Raw genomic sequence first — 26,555 nt, 5'->3', positions numbered from 1 at the left:
TCTTCGGTTTCAACCTCGACCGCCGGATGTTCGAGGTGCTGGAGTGCATGCCCACCGTCCCCGGCGCCATCGGCGCCTTCCGCCGGGACGCGCTGCTGGCGGTCGGCGGGGTCAGCGAGGACACCCTCGCCGAGGACACCGACCTCACCATGGCCCTGTGGCGGGCCGGCTGGAAGGTCGTGTACGAGGAGACGGCCGTCGCCTGGACCGAGGTCCCCACCTCGCTGCGCCAGCTGTGGCGGCAGCGCTACCGCTGGGGTTACGGCACGCTCCAGTCCATGTGGAAGCACCGCCGGGCCATGATCGAGCTGGGCTCGGTGGGGCGGTTCGGCCGCCGCGGGCTGACGTACCTGACCCTCTTCCAGGTCCTGCTGCCGCTGCTCGCGCCCGTGATCGACCTCTTCGCGCTGTACGGGATCCTCTTCCAGAACCCCACCGAGTCGGCCGGGGTGTGGCTCGCGTACCTCGGCATCCAGACGGTGTGCGCCGGATACGCGCTGCGGCTGGACGGGGAGCGGACGCGGTCGCTGTGGTCGCTGCCGTTCCAGCTCTTCGTCTACCGGCAGCTGATGTACCTGGTGGTCATCCAGTCCGTGGTCGCCCTGCTGCTCGGCGCCCGGCTGAAGTGGCACCGTATCCAGCGCTCGGGCACGGCCGGTGAAACGATCGGCGACCCTGCCGCGTACCAGAGAGCCTGACGTCGAGACAACGGGCGGCCGCAGCCGTATCAGTAGTCAGCAGGCGCAGGCATACGGACGTTTCCACCCGAAGGGAGGCTGCCCCCATGAGTGATAGGCGGGAAGGGCGGGCAGAGGGAGAGCAGCGGCAGGGCACGGCGGCCTACCTCCGGCAGGGGCCGACGCGCCAGGCGGGGGCGGCCCAGGCCTACGAGACGGCCAACGCCCCGACCGAGTCGTTCCCCGTCGTACCGCCCGCGCCCAACCCGCCGCCGCCCCCGCCGCCGACCCCGGGCAGCCCCGGGATGCCGGGCGGGAACGGGGTACCGGGCGGCGGTCCCCCGGGCGTCAGCGGCGGCCCGGGCGGTGTCAGGGGCCCGGGCAGGCCCGGCCCGATGCGGCCGGACGTCCCCGACCAGCGGCCCCTGTTCCGGGACGAGGACGCCGCCGAGCCCCTGGTCGTACGGCGGCGCGCCCCCAAGGAGCCGCTCAGCAGGCGCCGCCGCCTCACCCGGCTGGCGATCGTGACGGTCTCGGCGCTGCTGGTCGCCACCGGGAGCGCCTACATCTGGGTCGACACCCGGATGAACCGCGACGTCGACCTCGACAAGTCCGTGAACCGCCCGCCGCTCGGCAAGGGCACCAACTACCTCATCGTGGGCTCCGACAGCCGTGCGGGCCTGTCCGCGCAGGACAAGCAGAGCCTCAGCACCGGCTCGGCCGAGGGCGGCCGCACCGACTCGATGATGGTGCTGCACACCGGCGCCAACGGCACCACGATGATGAGCCTGCCGCGCGACTCCTGGGTGAGGGTGCCGTCGTACGTACGCCCCGACACCGGCAGGCGCTACGGCGAGGAGCAGAACAAGCTCAACGCGGCCTATTCGCGGGGCGGTCCCGATCTCCTCGTCCAGACCATCGAGCGCAACACGGGAATTCACATCAACCACTACGCGGAGATCGGCTTCGGCGGCTTCGTGGACATCGTCAACGCGGTCGGCGGCGTGCGGATGTGCGTGGACCGCGACATCAAGGACGAGAAGTCAGGACTGGACCTGAAGAAGGGCTGCCAGAACCTCGACGGCGGCAAGGCGCTCTCCTTCGTCCGGCAGCGCAAGCAGGAGGCCAACGGCGACCTGGGACGCACCGCGAACCAGCAGAAGTTCCTGGCCGCGCTCGCCAAGAAGGCCGCCACACCGGGCGTGCTGGCCAACCCCTTCGCGGCGTTCCCGACCGTCAGCGCGGGTCTCGACACGCTCATCGTGGACAAGAAGATGAACCTCCAGAACCTGATGTCCCTGTTCCAGGCGATGAAGGGGGTCACCCAGGGCACGGGCAAGCAGCTCAACGTCCCGGTGTCCAACACCAACCTGAAGACGTCCAAGGGCAGCGCCGTGCAGTGGGACACCGCGCAGGCGAAGCGGCTCTTCGGCCAGCTCCAGAACGACCAGCCGGTGAGCGTGCCCTCGTCGCTGCCCGGCCGCCCGGCAGCGGCGGTGCGATAGCCGGGTGGCGGTGCCGCTTTTCCGCGGCACCGCCGTCTTCCCCTCCCGGCGCGGCGAACGGTTTCATGGACGGGACGCTGATCGACGGCGCCGATCGACTGCGCTCGCAAGCGCGCGAGGAGGTCCGAGGTTGTCCGTGCTCTCCGCCCGCCCGCGGTCCCGTCCCCTCCGGTCTCCCGGCCTCCGCCCGCCCCGTCCCCTCTGGTCGCCTCGGCTGCGCCGCCGGCTCGCGGCCGACGCCGCGCTGCTGGTCGTCGCGGCGGCCTTCGTCCTCCCGCTGGCCTGGCTGGTGCTCGCCTCGGTCGACGGCGACGCGACGTTACGGGTGTCGGCGCCCGGCACCCCGACGCTCGACAACTTCTCGGCGGTGTGGACGGACGAGATCACGTTCACGCCGATGCTCAACAGCCTGGTGCTGTGCGGCGGCGCCACCGCGCTGACGGTCGCGTGCGCGGCGCTCGCCGCGTACCCGCTGTCCCGGTTCCGCTCCCGCCTGGTGCGGCCGTATCTGATGACCGTGCTGTTCACGACGTGTCTGCCGATCACCGCGATCATGGTCCCGGTCTACGGGCTCTTCGTCCAGGTCGACCTGATCGACACCATGTCCGGCACCGCGCTCTTCCTGGCCGCCTCGCAACTGCCGTTCGCGATCTGGCTGATGAAGAACTTCATGGACGGCGTGCCGGTGATCTTGGAGGAGGCGGCCTGGACGGACGGCGCGTCCTGGGCGCAGAGCCTGACGCGGGTCATCCTGCCGCTGATGGGCCCGGGCATCACGGTCGTGACGATCTACAGCTTCATCATGATGTGGGGCAACTTCTTCGTCCCCTTCATGCTGCTGCTCTCCCCCGAACAACTCCCGGCGTCCGTCTCCCTCTTCACCTTCTTCGGCAACCACGGGCAGATCGTCTACGGGCAGTTGGCCGCGTTCTCGATCCTCTACTCCACCCCCGTGCTGCTGCTGTACGTGCTCATCTCCCGGCGGCTGGGCGGCGGCTTCACGCTCGGGGGCGCCGTCAAGGGGTGAGCGTCCTCACGGGGTGACCGGCTCAGCACAACCGTGGTCCTCGGCCGAGCGGGCGGCGAAGGCGGACAGGGCCGCGCGTTCGTAGGCGAGGTCGGGGCGGGCGCGGGCGTCGCCGTCGGCGTCGTCGGCGCGGATCAGGTACAGGGCGCGCGGGGCGCCGTCCGGGCAGTCCGCCCCGGCCCAGTACGCGCTCCGGCCGAGCCGCCCGGCGGGCTTCTCGGCGGGGGTGACGTCCTCGCCGTCGTTGCGGGTGTACTGGGCACGGGCGTCCTCCGCGTACGGCCCGTAGTACGCGTCCAGGCGGTAGCGGGGCGAACCGTCGCGGGCGCCGAGGGCGCAGATCTCGCGCGGGGCGCGGGCCCGGGCGGTCTCGCGGGCGGTGGACACGGCGGAGCGGGCGGCGGTGGGGACGGTCGCGCAGGTGCCGGTGGCGCCGAGCAGCGGTTCGTACTCGTCCTTGTTCACCGGCAGGTCCACGTCATAGACCTGCTTGCCCAGCCGGGCACCGCAGTCCCAGCGGTCGTCGGCCCGTTGCGCGGTGGCGGTGGCGGTGCGGACGAAGGAGGGCCGGGTGGCGGGGTCGTCCAGGGTGGCGCCGCCGAGCGTGGTCTCGACGGTGATCAGCAGACTGCGGCCGCTCCCGGCGCAGTCGAGCAGCACGGCCGCGGTCGCCCTGCCGTCCCCGGGGTCGCCCTGGCGGGCGTTGTCGGTGGCGAGGAGGCCGGACCAGCCGTGGCCCACGGGCACGGGGAGGGTGTCGCGGGCGGGGACGGCGGTGGACAGCTCGCCGGTCCCGTAGTCGGCGCGGGGGCGCGGCGCCCCGGAGATGGTGACGCCCACCCGTCCCCTGCCCTCGGCGGTCACCTGGCAGCGCACGTCGAGGGAGGTGCCGCGGCCGCCGCCGAAGGCACCCTTCGTACTGCTGGTCACGTCCACACCGGTGTCGCCGAGCACCGCGCGCACCTCGTCGGCCGCGAGTGCCCCGCCGCACGCCTCGTCCAGCGCCCTCTCGTCGCTGCCCGCGAACCAGACGATCACGCCGGTGAGGACGGCCAGCGCGAGCGCGGCGGCCGCGATGCCCCGCGCCTGCCGCCGGGTGAGCAGCGAGCGCGGCCCGGTCGTCAGTGCCACTCCTCCACCTCCCCGAGCACCTTCGTGTCGCGGCAGCCCGCCGCCTTCGGCCAGCCGCCCTCGGCGCCCAGGTAGCGGGCCAGCAGCGTGTGCGCGGTCTCGGCGAGCGCGGCGCGCTGCCCGGGGCCGAGCGGGACCGTCTCGCCGTCGGGTATGTGCAGCCGGGGCAGGACGGAGACGCGGTGGTAGGTGACCCGGCCGCCGCACACCGACCGGGCCCACAGGGCGAGTTGGGGATGGGTGAGGTAGGAGGGGACGCGGTCCACCGCATCCGATGCGTCGGTGTCGGGGGACCCGGCCTTCGCGAGCCGGTCCTCCTCGTCCGCGCCCCAGCCGGGCACATGGCCCTCGCGTTCGTACGAGTCGTACGCGGACCGGCCCAGGATCCCCGCCCAACTGGCCGCCTCGACCCCGGTGATCTGCCAGTCCTGCGGCGTCACGCCCTCGTTCCGCCGGGCGTTCGGGTCCCAGTCGCCGGTGCAGGCGCTCATGGAGGTGGAGTCCTGTGCGTCGCCGCGCGTGGTCCACGCCCCGGCCCTGAGCCCGGGGACCGAGGACGGGCTGATCCAGTCGCAGCGCCGCGATGCGGCGCCGGTGGCGCCGCCCCCGCCCTGCTCCCCGGCGGTCCGGGCGGTGGCCACGACCTGGGACGGCGGGTCCAGCGGGGGCCCGCCGCAGCGCTGCGCCCTGGTGATGGCGTTGGCGACGTGAACGGCGGTGCGGAAGCCGGTGAGCGCGGTCGTACGGTCGGCCCCGGCGCGTCCGTCGGTGACCTTGGCCGTGACGTACAGATCGGTCGTCGGCCGGACCCGGCCGTCCAGTCCGCCCAGGCAGTCGGCGACCAGCCAGGCGCCCCGCGCGCCGTACCGGCCGGTGGTGCCGGGCGCCGTGAAGGTGTCGCCGGGGCCCGGGTTCACGATCTGGCGGGTCTCCATGCCCTGGGGCACGTCCGAGACGAGCGCCTCGGCGTGGACGGTGACCGCGTTGCCGCCGCCCCAGGACAGCGAGCAGTCGAGCAGGGAGCGGCTCTCCCGGCCGGGGGCGAGCATGGTGCCGTGCTGTCTCAGCTCACCGGGCCGGGCGTCCCGCACCAGCCGTTCGAGGTCGCCGTACGGCAGGGCGCCGTCGCAGGCCCTCCGTAACTGGTCGCGGTTGGCGGCGAGATGGCCGCCGCCCTTGCCGCCGATCGTGATGACGGCACCGGTGACCAGCGCCGTGATCAGTACGAAGAGGATCGCGTAGCGCAGCCACACACGGTCCGTTAACCCGCCCATCCCGCCGGTATCTCCCTAGTCCCCCTGATCGACTCCCCCTCCAACAGGCGGGGACCTGGTGCCTCAGAAGACGGACTCGGCCTCGTCCATGCGGTGCGCCGGGACGGTCTTCAGCTCGGTGACGGCCTCGGCGATCGGCACCATGGAGATGTCGGTGCCGCGCAGCGCCGTCATCATGCCGAAGTCGCCGCGGTGGGCGGCCTCGACGGCGTGCCAGCCGAAGCGGGTGGCGAGCACGCGGTCGTACGCGGTGGGCGTGCCGCCGCGCTGCACGTGGCCGAGGATGACCGGGCGGGCCTCCTTGCCGAGCCGCCGCTCCAGCTCGGCCGCGAGCCGGTTGCCGATACCGGCGAACCGCTCGTGCCCGTACTGGTCGATCTCGCCCTTCTGGTAGTCCATCGCGCCCTCGGCGGGGTGCGCGCCCTCGGCGACGCAGATGACCGCGAACTTCTTGCCGCGCGCGAAGCGCTCCTCGACCATCTTGACCAGCCCGTCGACCTCGAAGGGCCGCTCCGGGAGGCAGATGCCGTGGGCGCCGCCCGCCATGCCGGACTCCAGGGCGATCCAGCCCGCGTGCCGCCCCATGACCTCGACGACCATGACCCGCTGGTGCGACTCGGCGGTGGTCTTGAGGCGGTCCATGGCCTCGGTGGCGACGCCGACGGCGGTGTCGAAGCCGAAGGTGCGGTCGGTGGAGGAGATGTCGTTGTCGATGGTCTTGGGGACGCCGACGATGGGCAGCCCCGCGTCCGACAGCATCCGGGCGGCGGTCAGGGTGCCCTCGCCGCCGATCGGGATCAGCACGTCTATGCCGTAGTCCCGGGCGTGGTCCTTGGAGGTCTCACAGGCCTCGCGCAGCCGGGCACGCTCCAGGCGGGAGGAGCCGAGGATGGTGCCGCCGCGGGCCAGGATGCCGCTCACGTCGTCGAGGTCGAGCTTGCGGTGACGGCCGTCGAGGAGTCCCTTGAAGCCGTCCTCGAACCCGATCACCTCGTCCCCGTGGCCGGCGACCGCACGGTGCACCACCGACCGGATCACAGCGTTGAGGCCGGGGCAGTCGCCGCCCGCGGTGAGAACTCCGATGCGCATCGTGCTGTGTCTCCTGCTCCCTACGGGTAGATGTGAGCCAGTCCGATTGTTTCATGGGCGGGGTGGTGCTGTATCCCATGCTGCCGAGCGCCTTAATCATGGCCAAAGGTATTGTCAAGAGGACTGGGCCACCGAAAGCGGCCAATTTGTGTCCGAAGGATGCATGTAAGGAAAACGCCGAAGAAACGGAGAGCACGCGTGACGCGCAGCGTGTACGTGACCGGGATCGAACGGGGTGACGGCCGCCAGGTCGTCGAGCTGGGGGTCATGGAGCTGCTGACCCGCCATGTCGACCGGGTCGGCGTCTTCCGGCCCCTGGTGCACGACGACCCCGACCGCCTCTTCGATCTGCTGCGGGCCCGCTACCGGCTCAGCCAGCCGCCCACCTCGGCGAGCGGCATGAGCTACGAGGAGGCCGCCGCCCTCCAGGCCGAGGAGGGCTCCGACGAGCTGGTGTCGCGCCTGGTCGACCGCTTCCACGAGGTGGCCCGCGCGTACGAGTACGTCCTCGTCCTGGGCAGCGACTACGCCGACACCAGCCTCCCGGACGAGCTGGGGCTGAACGCCCGGCTCGCCAACGAGTTCGGCGCCTCCGTGATCACCGTCGTCGGCGGCCAGGACCGACACGCCGAGGCCGTCGGCGCCGAGGCCCACAACGCCTACCGCGCGTACGAGGCGCAGGGCTGCGACGTCGTCGCCGTCGTCGTCAACCGGGCCGTACCGGGCGACCGCGCGGAGATCGCCGAGCGGCTGGCCGCCCGGCTCCCGGTGCCCGGCTACGTGCTCCCCGAGGACGGGGCGCTGTCGGCGCCCACCGTCTCCCAGATCGTGCGCACCCTCGGCGCCGACGTCCTGCTCGGCGATCACGCCGGACTCTCCCGGGACGTCCGGGACTTCGTCTTCGGCGGCGCGATGCTGCCCAACTTCCTGCCCGCCCTCACCGAGGGCTGTCTCGTGGTGACGCCCGGCGACCGCGCGGACCTGATCGTCGGCTCGCTCGCCGCGCACAGCGCGGGCGCCCCCGCGATCGCCGGGGTGCTGCTCACCCTGGACGAGCGGCCCGGGCCCGACATCCTGGCGCTGGCGTCCCGGCTGGCCCCCGGCACCCCCGTGGCGGCGGTGGCGGGCGGCTCCTTCCCGACCGCCGCCGAGCTGTTCGCCATCGAGGGCAAGCTGAACGCGGGCGCGCCGCGCAAGGCCGAGACCGCCCTCGGCCTCTTCGAGCGCCACGTGGACACCGCCGCGCTGACCGACCGCATCGCGGTGGCCCGCTCCGGCCGGGTCACCCCGATGATGTTCGAGCACGAGCTGATCGAGCGGTCCCGGTCCGGACGCCGCCGGGTGGTGCTGCCCGAGGGCACCGAGGAGCGGGTGCTGCGCGCCGCCGACGTGCTGCTGCGCCGCGATGTGTGCGACCTCACACTGCTGGGCGAGGAGGACACGATCCGCAAGCGCGCCGCCGAACTGGGCATCCAGATCGGCGAGGCGCAGATCGTCGACCCGCAGACCTCGCCGCTGCGGGAGCGCTTCGCGGAGATCTACGCGAAGCTGCGCGCTCACAAGGGCGTCGACCACGAGCTGGCGTACGACGTGGTCGCCGACGTCTCGTACTTCGGCACGCTCATGGTCCAGGAGGGCCTGGCCGACGGCATGGTCTCGGGTGCGGTGCACTCCACCGCGGCCACCATCCGGCCCGCGTTCGACATCATCAAGACCGCGCCGGGCGCGCAGATCGTCTCGTCCGTCTTCTTCATGTGCCTGGCCGACCGGGTGCTGGTGTACGGCGACTGCGCCGTCAACCCGGACCCGGACGCCGAGCAGCTGGCCGATATCGCCATCCAGTCGGCGACCACGGCCGCCCGGTTCGGGGTGGAGCCGCGGATCGCGATGCTGTCGTACTCCACCGGCACCTCCGGCTCCGGCGCGGATGTCGACAAGGTGCGCAAGGCGACCGACCTGGTGCGCGAGCGCCGCCCGGACCTGCTGGTCGAGGGCCCGATCCAGTACGACGCCGCGGTGGACGCGGCGGTCGCGGCGACCAAGCTGCCGGACTCCGAGGTGGCGGGCAAGGCCACCGTGCTGATCTTCCCGGACCTCAACACCGGCAACAACACCTACAAGGCCGTGCAGCGCTCGGCGGGCGCCGTCGCGGTCGGCCCGGTGCTCCAGGGTCTGCGCAAGCCGGTGAACGACCTGTCCCGCGGGGCACTCGTGCAGGACATCGTGAACACCGTCTCGATCACCGCGATCCAGGCCCAGTCCCAGACGCCCCCGACCACCCCGGCGGCCGGGTGACCCCGGCCCCGGCAGCCCCGACAGCCCCGCTACAGAAAGTGCAGACCGCGTGAACGGCACCCGCGTCCTCGTCCTCAACTCCGGCTCCTCGTCCGTCAAGTACCAGCTGCTGGACATGGCGGACGGCGCCCGGCTCTCCTCCGGCCTGGTGGAGCGGATCGGGGAAGGCCCCGTCGCCGACCACACGGCCGCGCTCAAGCAGGTCGCCGAGGAGCTGTCGGACCAGGGCCTGGGGCTCGACTCGCCCGAGCTGGCGGCGATCGGCCACCGGGTGGTGCACGGCGGCACCCGGTTCACCGAGCCCACCCTGATCACCGACGAGGTGGTCGAGGAGATCGAGAAGCTGGTCCCGCTGGCCCCGCTGCACAACCCGGCGAACGTCACCGGGATCAAGGTGGCCCGGGCGCTGCGCCCGGACCTGCCGCAGGTCGCGGTCTTCGACACCGCGTTCCACTCCACGATGCCGGAGTCGGCGGCCCGGTACGCGATCGACACCGGGACCGCCGACCGGTTCGGGGTGCGGCGGTACGGATTCCACGGCACCTCGCACGCGTACGTCTCGCGGGCGACCGCGAAGCTGCTGGGCAAGGACGTCGCCGAGCTGAACACGATCGTGCTGCACCTGGGCAACGGCGCCAGCGCCTCCGCCGTGCGCGGCGGTGTGTGCGTGGACACCTCCATGGGGCTGACCCCGCTGGAGGGCCTGGTCATGGGCACCCGCTCCGGTGACCTCGACCCGGCGGCGATCTTCCATCTGTCCCGGGTGGGCGGGATGTCGACGGACGAGATCGACACCCTGCTCAACAAGCGCAGCGGGCTGATCGGGCTGTGCGGGGACAACGACATGCGCGAGATCGGCCGCCGGATGGCCGAGGGCGACGAGGCCGCGCAGCTCGCGTTCGACATCTACATCCACCGGCTGCGGAAGTACGTGGGCGCGTACACCGCGGTGCTGGGGCGGCTGGACGCCATCGCGTTCACGGCCGGCGTCGGGGAGAACTCGGCGGCGGTGCGGGAGGCCGCGCTGCGCGATCTGCCCGCGTTCGGCATCGAGGTGGACGCGGTGCGCAACGCCGTGCGCGGCTCCGCGGCGCGGCTGATCTCGGCCGGGAGCAGCCGGGTCGCGGTTGCGGTGGTGCCGACCGACGAGGAGCTGGAGATCGCGAGCCAGACGTTCGATCTGGCCAGCGACTAGCCTTCGGTTCGGCTTCGACTCGCTCAGAAATATTCCGCTCCGAAACAAACCGATAGGATCAGCCTCATGCGCCGTTCCAAAATCGTCTGCACGCTGGGCCCCGCCGTCGACTCCTACGACCAGCTCAAGTCGCTGATCGAGGCCGGGATGAACGTGGCCCGCTTCAACATGAGCCACGGAAGCCACCCGGAGCACGAGGAGCGCTACCACCGCGTTCGCAAGGCATCCGAGGAGACAGGGCACGCGGTCGGCGTCCTCGCCGACCTTCAGGGCCCCAAGATCCGGCTGGAGACCTTCGCGGACGGCCCGGTGGAGCTGGTCCGCGGCGACGAGTTCATCATCACCACCGAGGACGTCGAGGGCGACCGGACGATCTGCGGCACCACCTACAAGGGACTGCCGGGGGACGTCTCCAAGGGCGACCAGATCCTGATCAACGACGGCAACGTCGAGCTGCGGGTCACCGCCGTCGAGGGCCCCCGGGTCCGGACGATCGTCATCGAGGGCGGGGTGATCTCCGACCACAAGGGGATCAACCTGCCGGGCGCGGCGGTCAACGTGCCCGCCCTGTCCGAGAAGGACATCGACGACCTGCGGTTCGCGCTGACGATGGGCTGCGACATGGTCGCGCTGTCCTTCGTCCGGGACGCGGCCGACGTCCGCGACGTCCACCGGATCATGGACGAGGTGGGCCGCCGGGTGCCGGTGATCGCCAAGGTCGAGAAGCCGCAGGCGGTCGCCAACATGGCGGACGTCGTCGCGGCGTTCGACGGCGTCATGGTGGCCCGCGGCGACCTGGCGGTGGAATACCCGCTGGAGAAGGTCCCGATGGTCCAGAAGCGGCTCATCGAGCTGTGCCGCCGCAACGCCAAGCCGGTCATCGTGGCGACCCAGATGATGGAGTCGATGATCGACAACTCCCGGCCGACCCGCGCCGAGGCGTCCGACGTCGCCAACGCGATCCTGGACGGCGCGGACGCGGTCATGCTCTCCGCCGAGTCGTCGGTCGGCTCCTACCCGATCGAGACCGTCAAGGTGATGTCCCGCATCGTCCAGGCCGCCGAGGAGGAGCTGCTCTCGCGCGGCCTCCAGCCGCTGGTGCCCGGCAAGAAGCCGCGGACCCAGGGCGGTTCGGTGGCCCGTGCGGCGTGCGAGATCGCCGACTTCCTGGGCGCCAAGTCCCTGGTCGCCTTCACCCAGTCCGGCGACACCGCGCGGCGGCTCTCCCGCTACCGCGCCCAGCAGCCGATCGTGGCGTTCACCACGGACCCGGGGACCCGCAACCAGCTGACGCTGAGCTGGGGCGTGGAGTCCTTCGTGGTGCCGTACGTGGAGCACACCGACGCGATGGTGGACCTCGTGGACGCCGAGCTGTCGAAGCTGGGCCGCTACAGCGCGGGCGACATCATGATCATGACGGCGGGCTCGCCCCCCGGCGTCCCCGGCACGACCAACATGGTGCGGGTGCACCACTTGGGCGGCGAGAACCAGTAACCGCCGACACCTGCTGAACGACTGAGCGGCCGGGTCCCTTCGGGGCCCGGCCGCTCAGCTCATGGCCCAGATGGAGCGGTCGTCGACGGACGGCCCGTCCGCGGCCCGGTCCGCCGTCCGGTCCGCGAACAGCTCCGCGATGTGGCGTGCGTCCACGGTCCGCGCGGTCCCGTCGGTCATCCGCACCCTGGCCCCCGCCTCGTCCAGGACCTCCACCGCCTTCCCCGGCAGCACGCGGTCGGTGATGTGCCGCGCGGACAGGGTGACGGCGGCGTCGAGGGCGTCGTCGGTGATGGTGACCTGGTGGTGGGCCTCGTACTCGCGGCGCAGCTGCTTCAGGATGCCGACGGCCTCACCGTGGGTGGGTTCACCGACCGGGACCACCTGGAAGTACGCGCCGACGTCCCGGAGGGCGTCATAGGTCCCCGGGTCGGTGACGGCGATGACCCGCGGCCTCCCCCGCCCGAGCGCGCGCAGCGCATCGGCGTCGCCCGGTCGGACATCGTCCAGGAACAGCACCGTGCGGTCCGGGTCCTCCGCCACCGCCATGGTGGCGTCGACGGCCCGCAGCCGCACCTCGGCCAGACCGGCCGGTACGCCGCCCTGGGCGATGCGCTGGGCCAGCCCCGAGACGATCGACGTGCGCCCGGTGCCCGGCTCCCCCACCAGCAGGGCGTTGTTACGGGACTTGCGCATCAGGATCTGCATGATGCGCTGGATCTCCGGTTCGCGGCCGACGACCACGGGCGGCGGCTCCGGGGCCGGTGCGGGCGCGTTGAGGATACGGATGACCTCGTCCCGCACCTGATGCTGAGCGGCGAACCCGCGCAGGAGCTGCGCCCCGGCACCCTCGCTCTCCCGCATCAGGCCCAGCAGCAGATGCTCCGTACCGATGTAGTTGTGGCCCAGCGTCAAGGCGTCCTTCAGCGCCATCTCCAGCGCCTTCTTGGCCCGGACCGTGAACGGTATGGAACCGGTCGGTGGCTTCGTACCGAAACCGGCGGTCCTGAGCAGTTGCTCGCGGACCGCGTCCTGCGAGATGCCGAGGTTGTGCAGAGCGGTGGCGGCGACGCCCTCCACCGCGAACAGGCCCAGCAGGATGTGCTCGGTCCCCAGGTGGTTGTGGTTGAGCTTCCGTGCGGACTCCTGGCCCGCCATCAGGGCCTGGCGCGCCCGGTCGGTGAACCGCTGGAGGAATTCGTTCCCCGAGGCGGCAGGCTTGCGGACCCGCTCCCGCACGGCCTCCAGGCCGAGGCCGTACGACCCCAGAACCCGGGTGGCGATGCCGCCCTGCTCACACATCAGGCCGAGCAGCAGGTGCTCCGTACCGACGTAGTCCATGCCCAGCTCAGTGGATTCCCGGCGCGCGTCCTCCAGCACCTGCTTGGCCGCGGAGGTGAAGGGGATGTGCCCGCTCGGGGTCTTCGTGCCCCTGGGGAGGGTGCGCTCCACCAGTTCGCGCACCCCGGCCGCGGGCACCCCGAGGCTTTCCAGGAACTCGGCGCCGGGGCGCTCCCCCTCGTAGATCAGGCCGAGCAGCATATGCTCCGTGCCGATCCAGTTGTGGTTGTGCTCCCGGGCCTCTTCCTGGGCCAGCACCACCGCACGCCGTGCCCGGTCGGTGAAGCGCTCGAACATCTCTCACCCTCCCACCACGAGTTCGGACAGATCCCGCCGGGCCCGCAGCGTGTGCGGATGGTCCGGGCCCAGCACCCGCTCCCGGTCCGCGACCAGTTCGCGCAGCAGCGCCGCCGCCTCGTCGGGCTCGCCCGTGAGGGCCAGGTTGTGGGCCAGGACATGGCGGGTGCGCAGCGTCGCGACGTCGTCCCCGCCCAGGACGCGCCGCCGGTCGAGCAGCAGCAGCCGCAGCATCCGTATCGCTTCCGGCCGCCGCCCCGACTCGCCCAGGTTGACGGCGAGGAACTGGCGGCTGCGGAGGGTGTCCGGGTGGTCGGGGCCCAGCAGCCGGGTCTGCCGGGCGTGGATCTCCCGCAGCCGGTCCGCCGACTCCGCGGGCGCCCCGGCCCCGCCGCGGGTGTGCGCGAGCCACTGACGGGTGCGCAGCGTCGCCACGTGGTCGGCGCCCAGGAGGCTCTCCTGCTCCTCCAGCAGGGCGCCGAACGCCTCCGCCGCCTCCGCGTACTGCCCCGCCTCGCACAGCGCCACCGCGGCCTCGTGGCGGGCGGGGTCGTCGGGGAGGCGGTGGGCGCGGTTGCGGGCGAGGGCGAGCAGGGGAGCGTTCCGCGAGCCGCGCTGGAGGGGCGCGGGCAGGCCCTCCGCGGTCATGGTGGTCTGGAGCCGCCGGTAGACCTCGTCGATGCTGAGCAGTTCGGGCCCGCCCGCCACACCGTCCCGCAGCAGCCGGATCAGGCGGCCGGTGAACGCCGTGTTCTTCTCGCCGTCCTGGATCAGGGAGACCTCGTTGCCCTGGGATGACGCCATCACATAGGTGCCCGCCACATCGACCTGCCCCAGCACGGCGGCCTCCGGCCCGGCCATGGTGCCGCTCAGCGCGCGGCCGGAGAAGCAGCAGTCGAGGATGATGACCTTCGAGGTGGCGCGGCTGTCGAGGACGACGTCGCGCAGTTTGCGGTATTCCAGCGAGCCGAACTCGGGGTCCTCGAATTCGCTGTCGGCCAGCGACAGATACAAGTCCTGCCGCCTGGGCGCGATCAGACCGTGGCCGACGTAATAGACCAGCAGCAGGTCTTCCGCTCCGGCCGCCGTGGCCCGTAAGGAACGGCCCACCTGCTGAATGTCGCCCTCGTCCAGCAGCACGGTGCAATGCCGGTCCGAAAGGCCCCCGTACGCGGGATGGGTGAGGGTCGCGGCCAGATCCTCGATGGTGTCGCGCACCGCCGGAAGGTCCGGAAGTTTTGGATCGGAATAGCGACTTGTGCCGATCAGGACCGCCCGGGAACGCTCGGAATCGGGCAACCGCATGGCTATTCCTCTTCCGCGCGCAGCGCCTGCCGGAGAATCTCCTCGACGGACTCCTTGGTCACGTGCCGGGCGTCGATCTCCAGCCGCTGCCCGTCCGGGCGGTGGACCGTGACCTTGATGCCGGAGCGGCGCGGCTGGGACAGCCAGGCCCGCAGCGAGCCCGCCAGGACGGAGAGTGCGCCGCCCGCGCCCAGCGAGACGACGAGCAGCTCCACGGCCGCGCCCATCTCGCCGTCGCGCGGCGGGGCCGCCTTCGGCCTCACCCGGCCGGCCAGTTCGGGTTCGTCGCGCAGCCATGCGGCAAGCTGCTCCAGGCTTTCGTCCGGCTCCGGGCCGTCGACCGAAATGTGGCACTCCACCGCTGCCCCCGTTTCCCCCCGGCGCGCGCCACGCAGCATGGTGCGCGTCCATGCGAACACTCAAGGTAATGATAGAGCCCGGCGCGGACAAACGCGCCCGCGGACACCGGGCGGTTGGGCCTGGTGTCCGCGGGCGGTGCCCTCCGAGGAGGGCGTGCGGCTCCCGAACAGGTATGTGGTTTTCCGGGGTTATTCCCCGGTCTTGTACACGTGCATTCCCGGGATGGTCAGTTCGCCGCCGAACTGACCGGCCTGGGTGACCGTCACATCGGTGAAGAACACCTCGGGGATGTTCACCGGCGGCGGGCTCTTCGGGCTGAAGGTGATCGGGATGATGCCCAGGAGGTTGCCCTTCAGCTCCTCCGTGTACATGGTCACCGTGCCGTTGCGGAAGGTCGAGGTGGAACCCTCGCGCGCCGCCACGTTGGTGGTGGTTCCGGCCGGGCCCTTGACCAGCTGGTGCAGATCCTTGATGTCCACGCCCTCGGCGGTGAACTTGAGGACCTTCTTCGACTGGCCGTTGTGCGTCTTGACGTCGACGATGCCCTTGTAGTCCAGGCCGTGCAGGGACAGCATCGTGGTCTTGAGGACCCACGGGTCGTCGGGCAGCGGGCTGGCGGTCGGCTCGTCCTCGGCGTTCTTGTACGCGTCGGCGTCGAACTCGGGGCAGGGGTAACCCACCTTGCCGCCGTCCGCGCCGTCGGACGGGGAGGGCTTCGGCAGGGCCTTGTCGGCCTTGTCCTTGGCGTCCTCGGCCGCCTTCCCCACCTTGTCGACGGTGTCCTTCGCGCCGTCGCCGACCTTGTCCACCGTGTCCTTGACCGGATTGTCGGCCTTCTCGGTGGACGGGGAGGGGCTGGGCGTGGCGGAGGACGCCGACGGGCTGGGCGAGGCGCTGGGCTCGGCCGAGGCCTCGTCCTCGTCGGCCTCGTCCGGGTTGAAGACGTCGTGCAGCTTGTCCCCGATGCCCAGCGGGTCCAGCGGGTTCTTGGTCTCGGACTCCGACGGGCTGGGCGACGCGCTCGGCTCCTCGGACTCCTGCTCGTCCCCGGAACCCGACGAGCCGGACGGGCTCGGGGTCGGGGTGGTCGGGGTCGGGGTCGGCTTGGCGGGTGCGGTGTCACCACCACCGGACGAGCCGGACGAGCCGGACGAGCCGGACGAGTCAGAAGAGCCGGACGGGGCCTTGGAGCCCTCGTCCTTGCTGTCCTTGTCGTCGGACGCGTCCTTCTTGCCTTCGGCGTCGTCCTTGTCGGCCTCGTCGGGCTGGGAGACGCACGGTCCGGCCTTGTACCGGTCCTCGGCCCGCGTGGTGGCCGACGCGAGCTGCGGGGTCAGCCCCATGCCCATGAGCACGGCCGTCGGCATGGCGGCCAGCGCTATCGCCTTGCCCGCGGGCACCTGGAGGCGAGTGAGCACCGACTTCCTCGGCGCCGCATGCCGTGGGCCGGTTCTGGCCCGGCGCGGACTTCCGTCCGCGGCCTGCTCCTCTTCACCCCGCACGGTGCCTCCCATTCGTGGCTTCCTGGTCCGGTGCGGGTCCGGCTCCGGCCGGCTCCGGCACACCGCCATCGTCAGCGCCGTCCTCGGGCGCGGTTCCCGGCCCCTCGGCCGGCTGTGCCGTGGGGGTCTCGCCCGGCGCCCAGGCGACTCCCATGCCACCGCCGAACAGGGCGAGGAGGAATCCGATCAGGAAGCCGCCAATGTTGGACACGGGCAGCGACACCAGGCCGAGCAGGATCGAGGCGACCCCGGCGAACACCCGCACCATGGGCTGGAACCACATGGTCAGACCCAGCATCACCAGCAGTACGCCGATGATGAGCGAGGCGGATCCGGCGGTGGTGGACAGGTTGATCGTGAACCCGCCCGCGTTGAGGCTGTTGTACGGGAAGTACATGATCGGCAGCCCGGCCAGGGTGGTGAGCAGCCCCGCCCAGAACGGGCGCTGCCAGCGCCACGCCCTGAAGGACTTGCGCCAATGGCTGATACGGTCACGCGCCCCCGGCGACTCGGCACTCATTGAAAACAGCTCCCTGGGGCTGGCGATCTAGGCGATCGCAAGTGTTCTACTGCGGTACTGAACTGCGTGGCGCCGTAAGCGCTGCTGGGCGATGCCGGGTGAGGGGCAGCGCCGCGGCCCCCCACCCTTCCAGCTCAGCGCTCTAGAAGCACTCGTTCTTGCCCTTGCTGACCTTCATCGAAAGGCCGGAGAGCTTGAACGTGCCCGCACTGGTCGCCCAGGCGGTCTGCTTCACACCGGTCAGCGTCGCCGAATCGGCCTGCTGGGCGAAGGAGCCGGGAAGGGCCTTGTCACCCTTGTTGATCCCGGGACCCTTGTTCGCATCGCCCGCCGCCACACCGATGTCGATGCCGCGGAACGTGGCGTCGGCGTCCAGCTGGTCGAGGTCGATGAAGAGATTCTTCGCCTCCACCGACTTGCTGCCGTTACCGGCCGACAGCTTCAGCGACACGTCGCCGAAGACCGGGACCGGGACGACCACCGACTGGCACAGACCCTTGAGCTTGGCGCTCTTGAACGCGGACACCGCGACGGGGATGTTCTTCCCGCCGTGCTGGGTGTCTATCGCGCCGTACTGGGCGAAGCCCGTACCGTCGAGCCGGTCGACCGCGACCTTGAACTGCTGGCCGGACACGTTGAACGAGGCCGCGAGCGCACCCTGTGACAGGGCGACGCCGATCGCGGCCGTGGCAGCAACGCTCGGGACCATGACAACGGCGAACCGCTTCCATCTGGTCCCGCCACGAGCCAGGGACTCCATGACTTTCCTCCTTCTCGGACGTACATCTCCGGATCGGAGCCGCGGCCCCGAACTGGGATGGGAGAAGTGCTACGTCCTCGGGAAGGAGAGCGCCCACGTCTCACAGGCGCGAACTGCACCCGCCGAAACACCGGCGATCACCCCCGAGCGACAACCACTGGCCACGCTTCTCGCGCAACCTCCTGGACAGGCCCTGCCTGTTGGGCAGAGACCCCCCTGTCCACGGCCGACGCCACTGCCGCCGGCCTGCCCGGTGGGGACCCACCCGCAGCACCGCACCGACCGGTTGCCGGGCTTCGTTGAAGATGGACCGAGCTTGGCCGATCGTGGTCCATTCACGGCCGGGGCACAAGGGGTTCGTTACTAGCGAGTAACGGGTAGATAACCGATCTGCGGCAGGTCGGTCGATCCCGGGTACTCAGGGTCGCCGCCCAACGGCCAAAAAGAGGGGGAGATTTAACGGCAAGAACGGACAAAGCCCCGCCGTGGCCTTACTAGCAGTAACAGCAGCCGCGTTTACCAAGTTTTGGTAAAGCGCGGCCGCTGTTCCGTTTGAGAGCCGCGAGGTCAGAACAGGACGCGCGCCAACGCGCTACGCGCCGTGACCACTCGGGGATCGTCACCGCCGATCACATCGAAGAGGCTCAGCAGATGGAGCCGGACCGCCTCGCGATCCTCCCCCGCCGTGCGCCGCACCGCGTCGACCAAGCGACCGAAGGCGTCCTCCACATGACCGCCCACCAGATCCAGGTCGGCCGCCGCGATCTGCGCCGCCGAGTCCGCCGGGCTGTCGGCGGCCGCCTTGCGCACCTGCTGCGCGTCCAGCCCCTGCACCCGCTCCAGCAACTGGGCCTGGGCCAGGCCGAGCTTGGCCTCCGCGTTGGCCGGGTCGTCGTTCAGCACGTTCTGATACGCGCGGACGGCACCGCCCAGGTCCCCCGCGTCCAGCGCCTCATGGGCCGCGGCCAGCGCGCTGTCGTACGGGCCCGCGGGCGCCTCCGGGGCCTCCTGCCCGGCGTCCTCCGCCGCGGGCTCGGCCGGGGCGCCGACGATGCCGAACTGCTGCTCCGCGGCCTGGACCAGCTGGTCCAGCACCTGGCGGATCTGCGCCTCCGGCGCCGCGCCCTGGAACAGCGGCACCGGCTGCCCGGCGACCACCGCGAACACCGCGGGGATCCCCTGCACGCCGAACTGCTGGAAGAGCATCTGGTTGGCATCGACGTCGATCTTCGCGAGGACGAACTTCCCCGCGTACTCCCCGGCGAGCTTCTCCAGGATCGGTCCGAGCTGCTTGCACGGCTCGCACCACTCAGCCCAGAAGTCGATGACAACTGGCACTTCGGTGGAGCGCTGGAGGACGTCCTGCTGAAAACCCGCCTCGTCGACGTCGAAGACCAGGCGCGTGGGCGCGGGCGCGCCCGTGCGGGCGGCGTCGGCCCGCGCCTTCTCCGCCTTCTGCTTCGCTTCCCCGGCCGCCTTCACCGCGGCGAGGTCGACCACTCCACTCATGGACATGTTCCGTGGCTGCATGGTCCTATCCTCCCCTCTCGACGCGGTGAATGGAAAAGCGCACCAGCCGATCCGCGGACAGGCCGTTCTTACGCTACGAGCCGTAGCGTAACCGGCCGGGACACCCGCGTCTACCTGCGAGTAGGGTCATGCGCCATGAGCCCGCCCAGCAGGCGCACAGGGCGCCCCCGCAGCGTCGAGGCCGACCGTGCCATCCTCGGCGCGACGCGTGCCGCCCTGGTCGAGCTGGGCTGGGGAAAGCTCACGATGGGCGACGTCGCGGCACGCGCCGGAGTCGCCAAGACGACCCTCTATCGCCGCTGGGCGGGCAAGAGCGAGCTGGTCGTGGACGCGGTCGCCGCGGTCTTCGACGAGCACCTGATGTCGGCCGACTGCGGCAGCCTGCGGGCGGACATCGAGAACGTGGTGGTGCGCTTCGCCGAGCTGCTGGAGCTGCCCGAGACCAAGACGGCGCTGATGGCCGTGGTCGCCGAGGCCACCCATGACGAGGCGCTGGGGGCCCGGGTCCGGTCCGCGATCGTGGACCGGCAGAAGCGGCTGGTGCTGATCGGCCGGGAGCGCGCGCAGCTGCGCGGCGAACTGCCGCGCGAGGACGATCCGGGAGCGGCGGCCCGCAACGCGGACCTGATCTTCGACGTGATCGCGGGCTCGGTGGTGCACCGGCTGCTGGTCAGCGCGGAGCCGGTGGACAGGGAGTGGGCCCAGGGCTTCTCGACGCTGCTGCTGCACGGGCTGGCCGCGACGGCGCACCCGGGCGGAGCGAGCGCGCCGCCGGAGAGCGGTCAGAACCCGGCGGGCTCGGTGTAGATCCCCCACTCCCCGCGCAGTGCGCCGCAGATCTCGCCGAGCGTCGCCTCGGCGCGCACCGCCTCCAGCATCGGCTCGATCATGTTGGAGCCGTCCCGGGCGGCCGCCACCAGCGTCTTCAGCCCGTCGGTCACCTTGGCTTCGTCCCGTCCGGCCTTACGGGCGCCCAGCACCCGCACCTGCTCGCGCTCGACCTCGTGACCGACCCGCAGGATCTCCAGATCGTGGGTGACCGAGCCGTGGTGGCAGTTGACGCCGACGATCTTCTTGTCCCCCTTCTCCAGCGCCCGCTGGTACTGGAAGGCGGACTCGGCGATCTCCCCGGTGAACCAGCCGTCCTCGATGCCGCGCAGGATGCCGGAGGTGATCGGCCCGATCGGATGCTGCCCGTCCGGTACCGCCAGGCGGCCGCGCTCCTTGATCTGCTCGAAGATCTTCTCGGCGTCGGCCTCGATCCGGTCGGTGAGCGCCTCGACGTACCAGGAGCCGCCCAGCGGGTCGGCCACGTTGAGGATGCCGGTCTCCTCCATCAGCACCTGCTGGGTGCGCAGGGCGATCTCGGCGGCCTGCTCGCTGGGCAGCGCGAGCGTCTCGTCCAGGGCGTTGGTGTGCAGCGAGTTGGTGCCGCCGAGCACGGCGGACAGCGCCTCCACGGCGGTCCGTACGACGTTGTTGTACGGCTGCTGGGCGGTGAGCGAGACCCCGGCGGTCTGGGTGTGGAAGCGCAGCCACTGCGCCTTCTCGGACGTCGCCCCGTACGCGTCGCGCATCCAGCGGGCCCAGATGCGGCGGGCCGCCCGGAACTTGGCGATCTCCTCGAAGAAGTCGATGTGGGCGTCGAAGAAGAAGGACAGGCCGGGCGCGAAGGCGTTGACGTCCAGGCCGCGGGAGAGGCCCAGTTCGACGTAGCCGAAGCCGTCGGCGAGGGTGTACGCCAGCTCCTGCGCGGCCGTCGCCCCCGCCTCGCGGATGTGGTAGCCGGAGACCGAGAGCGGCTTGTACGCGGGGATGCCGCGCGCGCAGTACTCCATCAGGTCGCCGATCAGCCGCAGATGGGGTTCGGGCGGGAAGAGCCACTCCTTCTGCGCGATGTACTCCTTGAAGATGTCGGTCTGGAGCGTGCCGTTGAGCACGGCGTGGTCCACGCCCTGGCGCTCGGCGGCGACCAGGTACATGCAGAAGACGGGGACGGCCGGGCCGCTGATCGTCATCGAGGTGGTGACGTCGCCGAGCGGTATGTCCCTGAAGAGGATCTCCATGTCGGCCGCGGAGTCGATCGCGACGCCGCAGTGGCCGACCTCGCCGAGCGAGCGCGGATCGTCGGAGTCACGGCCCATGAGCGTCGGCATGTCGAAGGCGACCGACAGCCCGCCACCGCCCGCCTCGAGGATCATCTTGTAGCGCTCGTTGGTCTGCTCGGCGTTGCCGAAGCCCGCGAACTGGCGGATGGTCCAGGCGCGGCCGCGGTAGCCGGTGGCGTAGAGACCCCGGGTGTACGGGAACTCACCGGGCCAGCCGATCCGCTCGAACCCCTCGACCGTGTCACCCGGCGCGGGCCCGTAGACCGGCTCGACCCGGTCCCCGGACAGGGTGCTGAAGTCCGCGTCGCGCTTGTGCGCCGCGTCGTACCGGGCCTGCCAGCGACGGCGGCCCGCCTCAATGCCTTCGGCGTCCATACCTCAAATTTACTAGGACGTCCTACTAACTGTCGACGGCAGACCGCCCGTGTCGGGCCGACCGGGTGTCCGGCCGACCCGTTCCCGCAGGTCGGAGGGGGAGAGTGGCTCAGGCCTTCGCGGTCTCGGGCTCGGACCCGCTGACCAGCGGCTCCAGCTCGCGGGAGACCTTGCGCTCGACGAAGAAGGCCGCGGTCGGGATGGTGCCCGCGAGCAGCACCCAGGCCAGCTTGCCGAACGGCCACTTCGCCTTGGAGCCCATGTCGAAGGCGAAGACCAGGTAGAGGACGTACAGCCAGCCGTGCGCGATGCCGACGACGCTGGTGAACCCGGCCGCGCCGCTCACGTCCAGCAGATACTTGGCGATCACGCCGATGGTCAGCAGGATCAGCAGCACACCGGTGACGTAGGCCATCGTCCGATAGCGGGTCAGGACGCTTCGTTTCATGCGGTTGAGCGTAACCGCCCGTTCCGGGGCGATCTTCGCCGCCCCCGGCCGGTCAGGCGCCGTCCTCGAAGTCCTCCGCGGCGATCCGCAGAGGGCGCAGCATCCGGAAGATCTCCCCGCACTCGTCGGCGTCGTACACCCCGAGCCCGAAGTCCATCGCCATCAGGTCACGGGTGGCCGACTCGACCACCTCACGGCCCTGGTCGGTGATGCTGGCGAGAGTGCCGCGGCCGTCGGCCGGATTGGGCCGCTTGTCGACCAGACCCGACTTGACCAGGCGGTCCACCGTGTTGGTGACCGAGGTCGGGTGCACCATCAGCCGCTCGCCGATCTTGGACATGGGCAGCTCACCGGACTTGGAGAAGGTGAGCAGCACCAGCGCCTCATAGCGCGCGAAGGTCAGTCCGTACGGCTTGACCACCGCGTCGACCTGGCCGAGCAGGATCTGGTGGGCCCGCATGATCGACGTGATCGCGGCCATCGACGGCACGGACCCCCATCGCTGCTTCCAGCGCTCATCGGCGCGGGCGATGGGGTCGAACGGCAAGCTGAGCGGCTTCGGCACGCTACCGACCCTACCGGCCGGTCATATCGCGGTCAGCCCGGTCTCACCCCTCGAACCGGCCGGACCCGGCCCCGGTCCACCCCTAGGGGTGTCCGCAAAGTCGCGTCGGATCAGCCCGCGGCGTCAGGGGACACCTCCCAGCGGTAGCCGGGGGCGCGTGCGATCGCAAGGCGGAGGGTCGCCCTCGCGGGGGCACCTCCCGGACGGAGTCCGGGGGCGGGCCTACTCGGGTGATCCGACAACGCAGCGAGAGGGGGCACCTCCCAGCGGTAGCCGGGGGCGCGTGCCAGGCGTCGCGGGCCCGGCGGGACTTTGCGGACACCCCCTGGGGACCGCACGCCGCACCTCCAGCGCGACCAGGAGCGAGCACAGCGCGCCGCAGCCGCCCGCCAGCGCCGCCACGGCATGCACCGGCACGAACTCCGCGACCGCCCCCGACACCGCCATCCCCAGGCCCTGCGCGGTCATCAGCCCGGCCGTCAGCACGGTCATCGCCCGGCCCCGCAGCTCTTCCGGCACGGCCGCCAGGAACCACTGGTCGAGGCCGAGGGTGTACGCGATCCCGAAGCCCGTCACCACCTGGAGGGCCAGCGCCCAGCCGAACGAGGGATCCGCGGCGTACCCGACGGCGGGCAGCGCCGAGAGCGCCCCCACCGGCAGCGTCAGCCGGGCCCGTCCGCGCGGCCCCAGCAGGGAGCCCGCCAGGACCTCGCTCACGACCGCGCCGACCGGCATCCCGCACATCAGCAGCCCGAGCCCGACCGAGCCCAGCCCCTGGGCGTCCGCGTACGGCGTCAGCAGCGCCTCCGGCATCACCACGAACATCGGCGGCACCCAGGACAGCAGCAGCAGCGCCCGGACCCGGCGGTCGGCGAACAGCTGCCGGACGCCGCGCAGCGAGTCCCCGAGCAGCGCCCCGCCCGCCCCGTCCCCGTCCCCGGACGTGCGGCGCGCGGGGCGGGGCTGCGTGCCGAAGCGGAGCAGCAGCGCCGAGCAGCACAGCGCCGCGGCCATGATCACCAGGACGGTACGCGGCGACACGGCGGTCAGCAGCAGCCCGCCCACCGCAAACCCGGCCAGCTGGGCGCTCTGCGCGGTGATCCGGATGACCGAGCGCCCCAGCACGAACAGATCGCCCTCGCCGACGATGTCGCCCAGCGTGGCCGACCGGGTGCCGCTGAACACGGGCGAGATCGCCGCGGGCACGCAGCGCAGCGCGAGCAGCACGGCCACCGGCATCCCGGGGACCGCCATGGCGGTCACACAGCCCGCGTGCACCAGGTCGCACACGACGAGCACCCGGCGGGCCGGGTAGCGGTCGGCGACGGAGGACAGCAGGGTGCCGCCGATCACGTACGGCAGCAGCGCGGTCGCGAAGGTGAGGGCGCTGAGGAGGGGCGATCCGGTGAGCCGGTAGACGAGGACGGACAGCGCCATCCCGCCCGCCATCTCGCACGGCATCGAGATCAGATGCGCGGCGAAGACCGTGCGGAACTCGCGGAAGGCGAAGACGGCGCCGTAGCCGGTGCGCGCGGTGGCGGCGGGCTCGGGCTCGGGTACGGGGGCGGGGTGGCCGGGGCGTAACGCGGCCGGATCCGTGGCCCCGGACCCTGAGGATGTGGGCATGTGCCCAGCCTGCCCGCACCGGCGGCCCCGCTCCAGAGGGCGTTACTCGGAGAGGTGCCGCTCCACCGTGTCCACCTTCGAGGTGAGGCCGTCCGTCACGCCCTGGCGGATATCGGCCTTCATGACGACGGAGACGCGCGGGGCGCGCGCCTCCACCACCGCCACGGCGCGCTTGACCACGGCCATGACCTCGTCCCACTCACCTTCGATCGAGGTGAACATCGCGTCCGTGCGGTTCGGCAGCCCCGACTCGCGCACCACCCGCACCGCGTCCGCGACGTACTCCCCCACGTCCTCGCCGACGCCCAGCGGGGTCACCGAGAAGGCGACGATCATACGTTGACCACACCCTCGCGGCGGGCCCGCGCCGCGATCACACCGGCCTCGGCCTCGCGCTTGAGCTTGCGCTCGGCGAAGAAGCCGCCGGTGGGCAGGACGGAGAGGACGAAGTAGAGGACGGCGGTCTTCCAGCCCCACTTGGTCTTGTTCCAGGCGTCCGCCCAGAAGACCACGTAGAGGATGAAGAGGACGCCGTGCACCATGCCCATCACCGGCACCGCGTTGAAGTCCGTGGTGCGCTTGAGCACCGAGCAGACGAGCAGCAGCAGGAAGGACACGGCCTCGGGCGCGGAGACCAGGCGGAGCCGGCGCAGCGCGGTGGCGGTCTTGAAGTCCACGAGAGCACCTTCGCATGAGGAGACACGGACAACGGATCGGAACAGGGGTGCTTGTGAAGCCATGCACAAGCGCTCCTATTGTCGCAGCCCCGCCCGCGATCATTTCTCCCGGGTGGCGGGACCGATACCGTCGGTTCCGTGGCTCACTTCCGGCTCCAGGGATCCAGGGTGCTCGCCGTCGACCTGACCGGCGACTCCGTGAAGGCGAAGAACGGCGCGATGATCGCGTACGAGGGGGACATGACCTTCAAGAAGAGGACGGGCGGCGGTGAGGGCTTGCGCGGCATGGTGACGCGGCGGCTCACCGGCGAGCAGATGGAGGTCATGGAGGTGAAGGGGCACGGCACGTGCTACTTCGCCGACCGGGCGAGCGAGATCAACCTGGTGTCGCTGCACGGCGAGAAGCTGTACGTGGAGGCGGACAACCTGCTCTGCACGGACGCGGCCCTGCGCACCGGCACCTCCTTCACCGGGCTGCGCGGCTCCGCGCAGGGCAACGGGCTGTTCACCACGACCGTGGAGGGCACCGGCCAGGCGGCGCTCGTCTCGCACGGCGCGGCGATCGTGCTGCGCGTGACCCCGCAGACCCCGCTCCAGGTCGACCCGGGCGCGTACGTGGCCCACACCGGCAACCTCAAGCAGCACTTCCAGTCGGGCGTGAACTTCCGCGCGCTGATAGGCGAGAGCGGGGGCGAGGCCTTCCAGATCCGCTTCGAGGGCGAGGGACTGGTGTACGTACAGCCCAGCGAGCGCAACACGATCGGGGGCGAGGTCTGATGCCGTTCACCAATCTCACCTCCCGCATGGTGGAGGCCCAGGTGACGCCCGGCCGGACGCTGTTCAGCCAGCGCGGCGCGATGCTGGCGTACCGCGGCCAGGTGCGGTTCACGCCGAGCATCACCGGCGGTCAGCGCGGGGTGATGGGCATGATCGGGCGGCGGGTCGCCAACGAGGCGACGCCGCTGATGACCATAGAGGGCCAGGGCACCGTGATGTTCGGGCACGGCGGACACCATGTGCAGGTGATCGACCTGGTCGGCGACACGCTGTACGTGGAGTCGGACCGGCTGCTGGCGTTCGACGGCTCGCTGCGCCAGGGCACGATGTTCCTGGGGTCGCAGGGCGGGGTGATGGGCATGGTGCGCGGCCAGGTGACCGGCCAGGGGCTGTTCACCACCACGCTGGAGGGGCAGGGTTCGGCCGCGGTGATGGCGCACGGCGGGGTGATCGAGCTGCCGATCCAGCCGGGGCGTCCGGTCCATGTCGATCCGCAGGCATATGTAGCCCACCGGGGTGATGTTCGCAATAAGCTCTCGACGGCTCTCGGCTGGCGCGACATGGTGGGCCGCGGATCGGGGGAGGCCTTCCAGCTGGAGCTGTCCGGCACCGGCACGGTCTACGTCCAGGCATCGGAGGAGAAGCTTTGACTGCTCTCCCGCTCGAAGGCGGGAGAT

25 protein-coding genes and 1 pseudogene are annotated in these 26,555 nt (G+C 71.3%); 9 read left to right on the top strand and 17 right to left on the bottom strand.

The features are described from left to right. The 3 genes from LCH29_RS40765 to LCH29_RS40755 form a co-directional block, all read left to right on the top strand. Positions 1 to 698, top strand: a 698-nt coding sequence (locus LCH29_RS40765; RefSeq protein ID WP_446466730.1) for a glycosyltransferase, incomplete at its 5' end; no start/stop codon positions are given. A gap of 86 nt (positions 699 to 784) precedes the next feature. Then, entirely contained in the window at positions 785 to 2,182 is a 1,398-nt protein-coding gene (locus LCH29_RS40760) for an LCP family protein (protein WP_446466729.1), read from the top strand. 130 nt (positions 2,183 to 2,312) lie between these two features. Continuing rightward, positions 2,313 to 3,209, top strand: coding sequence for a carbohydrate ABC transporter permease (locus LCH29_RS40755; protein ID WP_446466728.1), 897 nt, complete (start codon positions 2,313 to 2,315; stop codon positions 3,207 to 3,209). A 6-nt stretch (positions 3,210 to 3,215) separates the two neighbouring features. Here the strand turns inward: LCH29_RS40755 and LCH29_RS40750 are convergent, their stop codons facing one another. From LCH29_RS40750 to LCH29_RS40740, 3 genes are all read right to left on the bottom strand, one after another. Further along, positions 3,216 to 4,340 carry a hypothetical protein gene (locus LCH29_RS40750; RefSeq protein ID WP_446466727.1) on the bottom strand — a complete coding sequence of 375 codons (1,125 nt, stop codon included), beginning with the start codon at positions 4,338 to 4,340 and terminating at the stop codon, positions 3,216 to 3,218. Then, positions 4,331 to 5,614, bottom strand: a complete 1,284-nt coding sequence (locus LCH29_RS40745; protein WP_446466726.1) for a hypothetical protein — start codon at positions 5,612 to 5,614, stop codon at positions 4,331 to 4,333. Before LCH29_RS40745 ends, LCH29_RS40750 begins: the two co-directional genes overlap by 10 nt. Before the next feature lie 63 nt (positions 5,615 to 5,677). Next, positions 5,678 to 6,703 carry an ATP-dependent 6-phosphofructokinase gene (locus LCH29_RS40740; protein WP_179936834.1) on the bottom strand — a complete coding sequence of 342 codons (1,026 nt, stop codon included), beginning with the start codon at positions 6,701 to 6,703 and terminating at the stop codon, positions 5,678 to 5,680. A 198-nt stretch (positions 6,704 to 6,901) separates the two neighbouring features. Between LCH29_RS40740 and pta the strand changes: the two genes are divergently transcribed. The 3 genes from pta to pyk all read left to right on the top strand — a co-directional run bounded on the left by pta (position 6,902) and on the right by pyk (position 11,687). Beyond that, positions 6,902 to 8,998 (top strand): phosphate acetyltransferase, encoded by a 2,097-nt coding sequence (gene pta, locus LCH29_RS40735; RefSeq protein ID WP_446466725.1) that lies wholly within the window; start codon positions 6,902 to 6,904, stop codon positions 8,996 to 8,998. A gap of 49 nt (positions 8,999 to 9,047) precedes the next feature. After that, entirely contained in the window at positions 9,048 to 10,193 is a 1,146-nt protein-coding gene (locus LCH29_RS40730) for an acetate kinase (RefSeq protein WP_446466724.1), read from the top strand. A 66-nt stretch (positions 10,194 to 10,259) separates the two neighbouring features. Next, a complete protein-coding gene (pyk, locus tag LCH29_RS40725) occupies positions 10,260 to 11,687 on the top strand; it encodes a pyruvate kinase (RefSeq protein WP_446466723.1) in 1,428 nt (475 codons plus the stop codon). A gap of 54 nt (positions 11,688 to 11,741) precedes the next feature. Here the strand turns inward: pyk and LCH29_RS40720 are convergent, their stop codons facing one another. From LCH29_RS40720 to LCH29_RS40685, 8 genes and pseudogenes are all read right to left on the bottom strand, one after another. Then, positions 11,742 to 12,845, bottom strand: a complete 1,104-nt coding sequence (locus tag LCH29_RS40720) for a Clp protease N-terminal domain-containing protein (RefSeq protein ID WP_446466732.1) — start codon at positions 12,843 to 12,845, stop codon at positions 11,742 to 11,744. 66 nt (positions 12,846 to 12,911) lie between these two features. After that, positions 12,912 to 13,325 (bottom strand): annotated as a pseudogene (locus tag LCH29_RS40715) (Clp protease N-terminal domain-containing protein); the annotation flags it as partial. 3 nt (positions 13,326 to 13,328) lie between these two features. Beyond that, a complete protein-coding gene (locus LCH29_RS40710) occupies positions 13,329 to 14,630 on the bottom strand; it encodes a caspase, EACC1-associated type (protein ID WP_446466722.1) in 1,302 nt (433 codons plus the stop codon). 2 nt (positions 14,631 to 14,632) lie between these two features. After that, positions 14,633 to 15,049, bottom strand: coding sequence for an effector-associated constant component EACC1 (locus LCH29_RS40705; protein ID WP_446466721.1), 417 nt, complete (start codon positions 15,047 to 15,049; stop codon positions 14,633 to 14,635). A gap of 129 nt (positions 15,050 to 15,178) precedes the next feature. Beyond that, positions 15,179 to 16,504, bottom strand: a complete 1,326-nt coding sequence (locus LCH29_RS40700) for a hydrogenase expression protein HypF (RefSeq protein WP_446466720.1) — start codon at positions 16,502 to 16,504, stop codon at positions 15,179 to 15,181. Further along, positions 16,482 to 17,012, bottom strand: coding sequence for a DUF6114 domain-containing protein (locus tag LCH29_RS40695; RefSeq protein ID WP_446466719.1), 531 nt, complete (start codon positions 17,010 to 17,012; stop codon positions 16,482 to 16,484). Before LCH29_RS40695 ends, LCH29_RS40700 begins: the two co-directional genes overlap by 23 nt. 142 nt (positions 17,013 to 17,154) lie before the next feature. Next, positions 17,155 to 17,772 (bottom strand): DUF6230 family protein, encoded by a 618-nt coding sequence (locus tag LCH29_RS40690; RefSeq protein ID WP_446466718.1) that lies wholly within the window; start codon positions 17,770 to 17,772, stop codon positions 17,155 to 17,157. Between the two features lie 567 nt (positions 17,773 to 18,339). Continuing rightward, positions 18,340 to 19,302 carry a tetratricopeptide repeat protein gene (locus LCH29_RS40685; RefSeq protein WP_123100126.1) on the bottom strand — a complete coding sequence of 321 codons (963 nt, stop codon included), beginning with the start codon at positions 19,300 to 19,302 and terminating at the stop codon, positions 18,340 to 18,342. Positions 19,303 to 19,437: 135 nt separating this feature from the next. Here LCH29_RS40685 and LCH29_RS40680 point away from each other — a divergent pair, with 135 nt between their 5' ends. Further along, the gene (locus LCH29_RS40680) at positions 19,438 to 20,109 is read left to right on the top strand and encodes a TetR/AcrR family transcriptional regulator (protein ID WP_446466717.1); all 672 of its coding nucleotides are present in this window, start codon (positions 19,438 to 19,440) and stop codon (positions 20,107 to 20,109) included. Here LCH29_RS40680 and LCH29_RS40675 read toward each other — a convergent pair. The 6 genes from LCH29_RS40675 to LCH29_RS40650 all read right to left on the bottom strand — a co-directional run bounded on the left by LCH29_RS40675 (position 20,085) and on the right by LCH29_RS40650 (position 25,101). Beyond that, positions 20,085 to 21,785 (bottom strand): acyl-CoA mutase large subunit family protein, encoded by a 1,701-nt coding sequence (locus LCH29_RS40675; protein ID WP_446466716.1) that lies wholly within the window; start codon positions 21,783 to 21,785, stop codon positions 20,085 to 20,087. The two genes, LCH29_RS40680 and LCH29_RS40675, sit on opposite strands and share 25 nt — an antisense overlap. A 109-nt stretch (positions 21,786 to 21,894) precedes the next feature. After that, the gene (locus LCH29_RS40670; RefSeq protein WP_123100123.1) at positions 21,895 to 22,233 is read right to left on the bottom strand and encodes a DUF3817 domain-containing protein; all 339 of its coding nucleotides are present in this window, start codon (positions 22,231 to 22,233) and stop codon (positions 21,895 to 21,897) included. Positions 22,234 to 22,285: 52 nt separating this feature from the next. Next, positions 22,286 to 22,798, bottom strand: a complete 513-nt coding sequence (locus tag LCH29_RS40665) for a MarR family winged helix-turn-helix transcriptional regulator (RefSeq protein ID WP_446466715.1) — start codon at positions 22,796 to 22,798, stop codon at positions 22,286 to 22,288. 222 nt (positions 22,799 to 23,020) lie between these two features. Next, positions 23,021 to 24,424, bottom strand: a complete 1,404-nt coding sequence (locus LCH29_RS40660; protein ID WP_446466714.1) for an MFS transporter — start codon at positions 24,422 to 24,424, stop codon at positions 23,021 to 23,023. Between the two features lie 42 nt (positions 24,425 to 24,466). Beyond that, positions 24,467 to 24,760: an MTH1187 family thiamine-binding protein gene (locus LCH29_RS40655; protein WP_009714975.1), complete on the bottom strand. Its 294-nt coding sequence runs from the start codon at positions 24,758 to 24,760 to the stop codon at positions 24,467 to 24,469. After that, on the bottom strand, positions 24,757 to 25,101 hold the full coding sequence (locus tag LCH29_RS40650) for a DUF3817 domain-containing protein (RefSeq protein WP_446466713.1): 345 nt from the start codon (positions 25,099 to 25,101) through the stop codon (positions 24,757 to 24,759). Before LCH29_RS40650 ends, LCH29_RS40655 begins: the two co-directional genes overlap by 4 nt. A 138-nt stretch (positions 25,102 to 25,239) precedes the next feature. Between LCH29_RS40650 and LCH29_RS40645 the strand changes: the two genes are divergently transcribed. Continuing rightward, on the top strand, positions 25,240 to 25,878 hold the full coding sequence (locus LCH29_RS40645) for an AIM24 family protein (protein ID WP_446466712.1): 639 nt from the start codon (positions 25,240 to 25,242) through the stop codon (positions 25,876 to 25,878). Continuing rightward, on the top strand, positions 25,878 to 26,528 hold the full coding sequence (locus LCH29_RS40640) for an AIM24 family protein (RefSeq protein WP_446466711.1): 651 nt from the start codon (positions 25,878 to 25,880) through the stop codon (positions 26,526 to 26,528). Before LCH29_RS40645 ends, LCH29_RS40640 begins: the two co-directional genes overlap by 1 nt. Positions 26,529 to 26,555 lie beyond the last annotated feature (27 nt).

The organism is Streptomyces sp. BRA346 (assembly GCF_052851135.1).
This window is presented reverse-complemented; position numbering and strand designations above follow the sequence as displayed.

What these genes read in the sequence shown, in the direction of transcription:
- LCH29_RS40740 (WP_179936834.1), bottom strand. Translation starts at nt 6,703, where the DNA reads ATGCGCATCGGAGTTCTCACCGCGGGCGGCGACTGCCCCGGCCTCAAC.
- LCH29_RS40660 (WP_446466714.1), bottom strand. Translation starts at nt 24,424, where the DNA reads ATGCCCACATCCTCAGGGTCCGGGGCCACGGATCCGGCCGCGTTACGC.
- LCH29_RS40685 (WP_123100126.1), bottom strand. Translation starts at nt 19,302, where the DNA reads ATGCAGCCACGGAACATGTCCATGAGTGGAGTGGTCGACCTCGCCGCG.
- LCH29_RS40640 (WP_446466711.1), top strand. Translation starts at nt 25,878, where the DNA reads ATGCCGTTCACCAATCTCACCTCCCGCATGGTGGAGGCCCAGGTGACG.
- pyk (WP_446466723.1), top strand. Translation starts at nt 10,260, where the DNA reads ATGCGCCGTTCCAAAATCGTCTGCACGCTGGGCCCCGCCGTCGACTCC.
- LCH29_RS40720 (WP_446466732.1), bottom strand. Translation starts at nt 12,845, where the DNA reads ATGGCGGGCCAGGAGTCCGCACGGAAGCTCAACCACAACCACCTGGGG.
- LCH29_RS40690 (WP_446466718.1), bottom strand. Translation starts at nt 17,772, where the DNA reads ATGGAGTCCCTGGCTCGTGGCGGGACCAGATGGAAGCGGTTCGCCGTT.
- LCH29_RS40710 (WP_446466722.1), bottom strand. Translation starts at nt 14,630, where the DNA reads ATGCGGTTGCCCGATTCCGAGCGTTCCCGGGCGGTCCTGATCGGCACA.
- LCH29_RS40655 (WP_009714975.1), bottom strand. Translation starts at nt 24,760, where the DNA reads ATGATCGTCGCCTTCTCGGTGACCCCGCTGGGCGTCGGCGAGGACGTG.
- LCH29_RS40760 (WP_446466729.1), top strand. Translation starts at nt 785, where the DNA reads ATGAGTGATAGGCGGGAAGGGCGGGCAGAGGGAGAGCAGCGGCAGGGC.
- LCH29_RS40680 (WP_446466717.1), top strand. Translation starts at nt 19,438, where the DNA reads ATGAGCCCGCCCAGCAGGCGCACAGGGCGCCCCCGCAGCGTCGAGGCC.
- LCH29_RS40695 (WP_446466719.1), bottom strand. Translation starts at nt 17,012, where the DNA reads ATGAGTGCCGAGTCGCCGGGGGCGCGTGACCGTATCAGCCATTGGCGC.
- LCH29_RS40675 (WP_446466716.1), bottom strand. Translation starts at nt 21,785, where the DNA reads ATGGACGCCGAAGGCATTGAGGCGGGCCGCCGTCGCTGGCAGGCCCGG.
- LCH29_RS40745 (WP_446466726.1), bottom strand. Translation starts at nt 5,614, where the DNA reads ATGGGCGGGTTAACGGACCGTGTGTGGCTGCGCTACGCGATCCTCTTC.
- LCH29_RS40670 (WP_123100123.1), bottom strand. Translation starts at nt 22,233, where the DNA reads ATGAAACGAAGCGTCCTGACCCGCTATCGGACGATGGCCTACGTCACC.
- LCH29_RS40700 (WP_446466720.1), bottom strand. Translation starts at nt 16,504, where the DNA reads ATGGGAGGCACCGTGCGGGGTGAAGAGGAGCAGGCCGCGGACGGAAGT.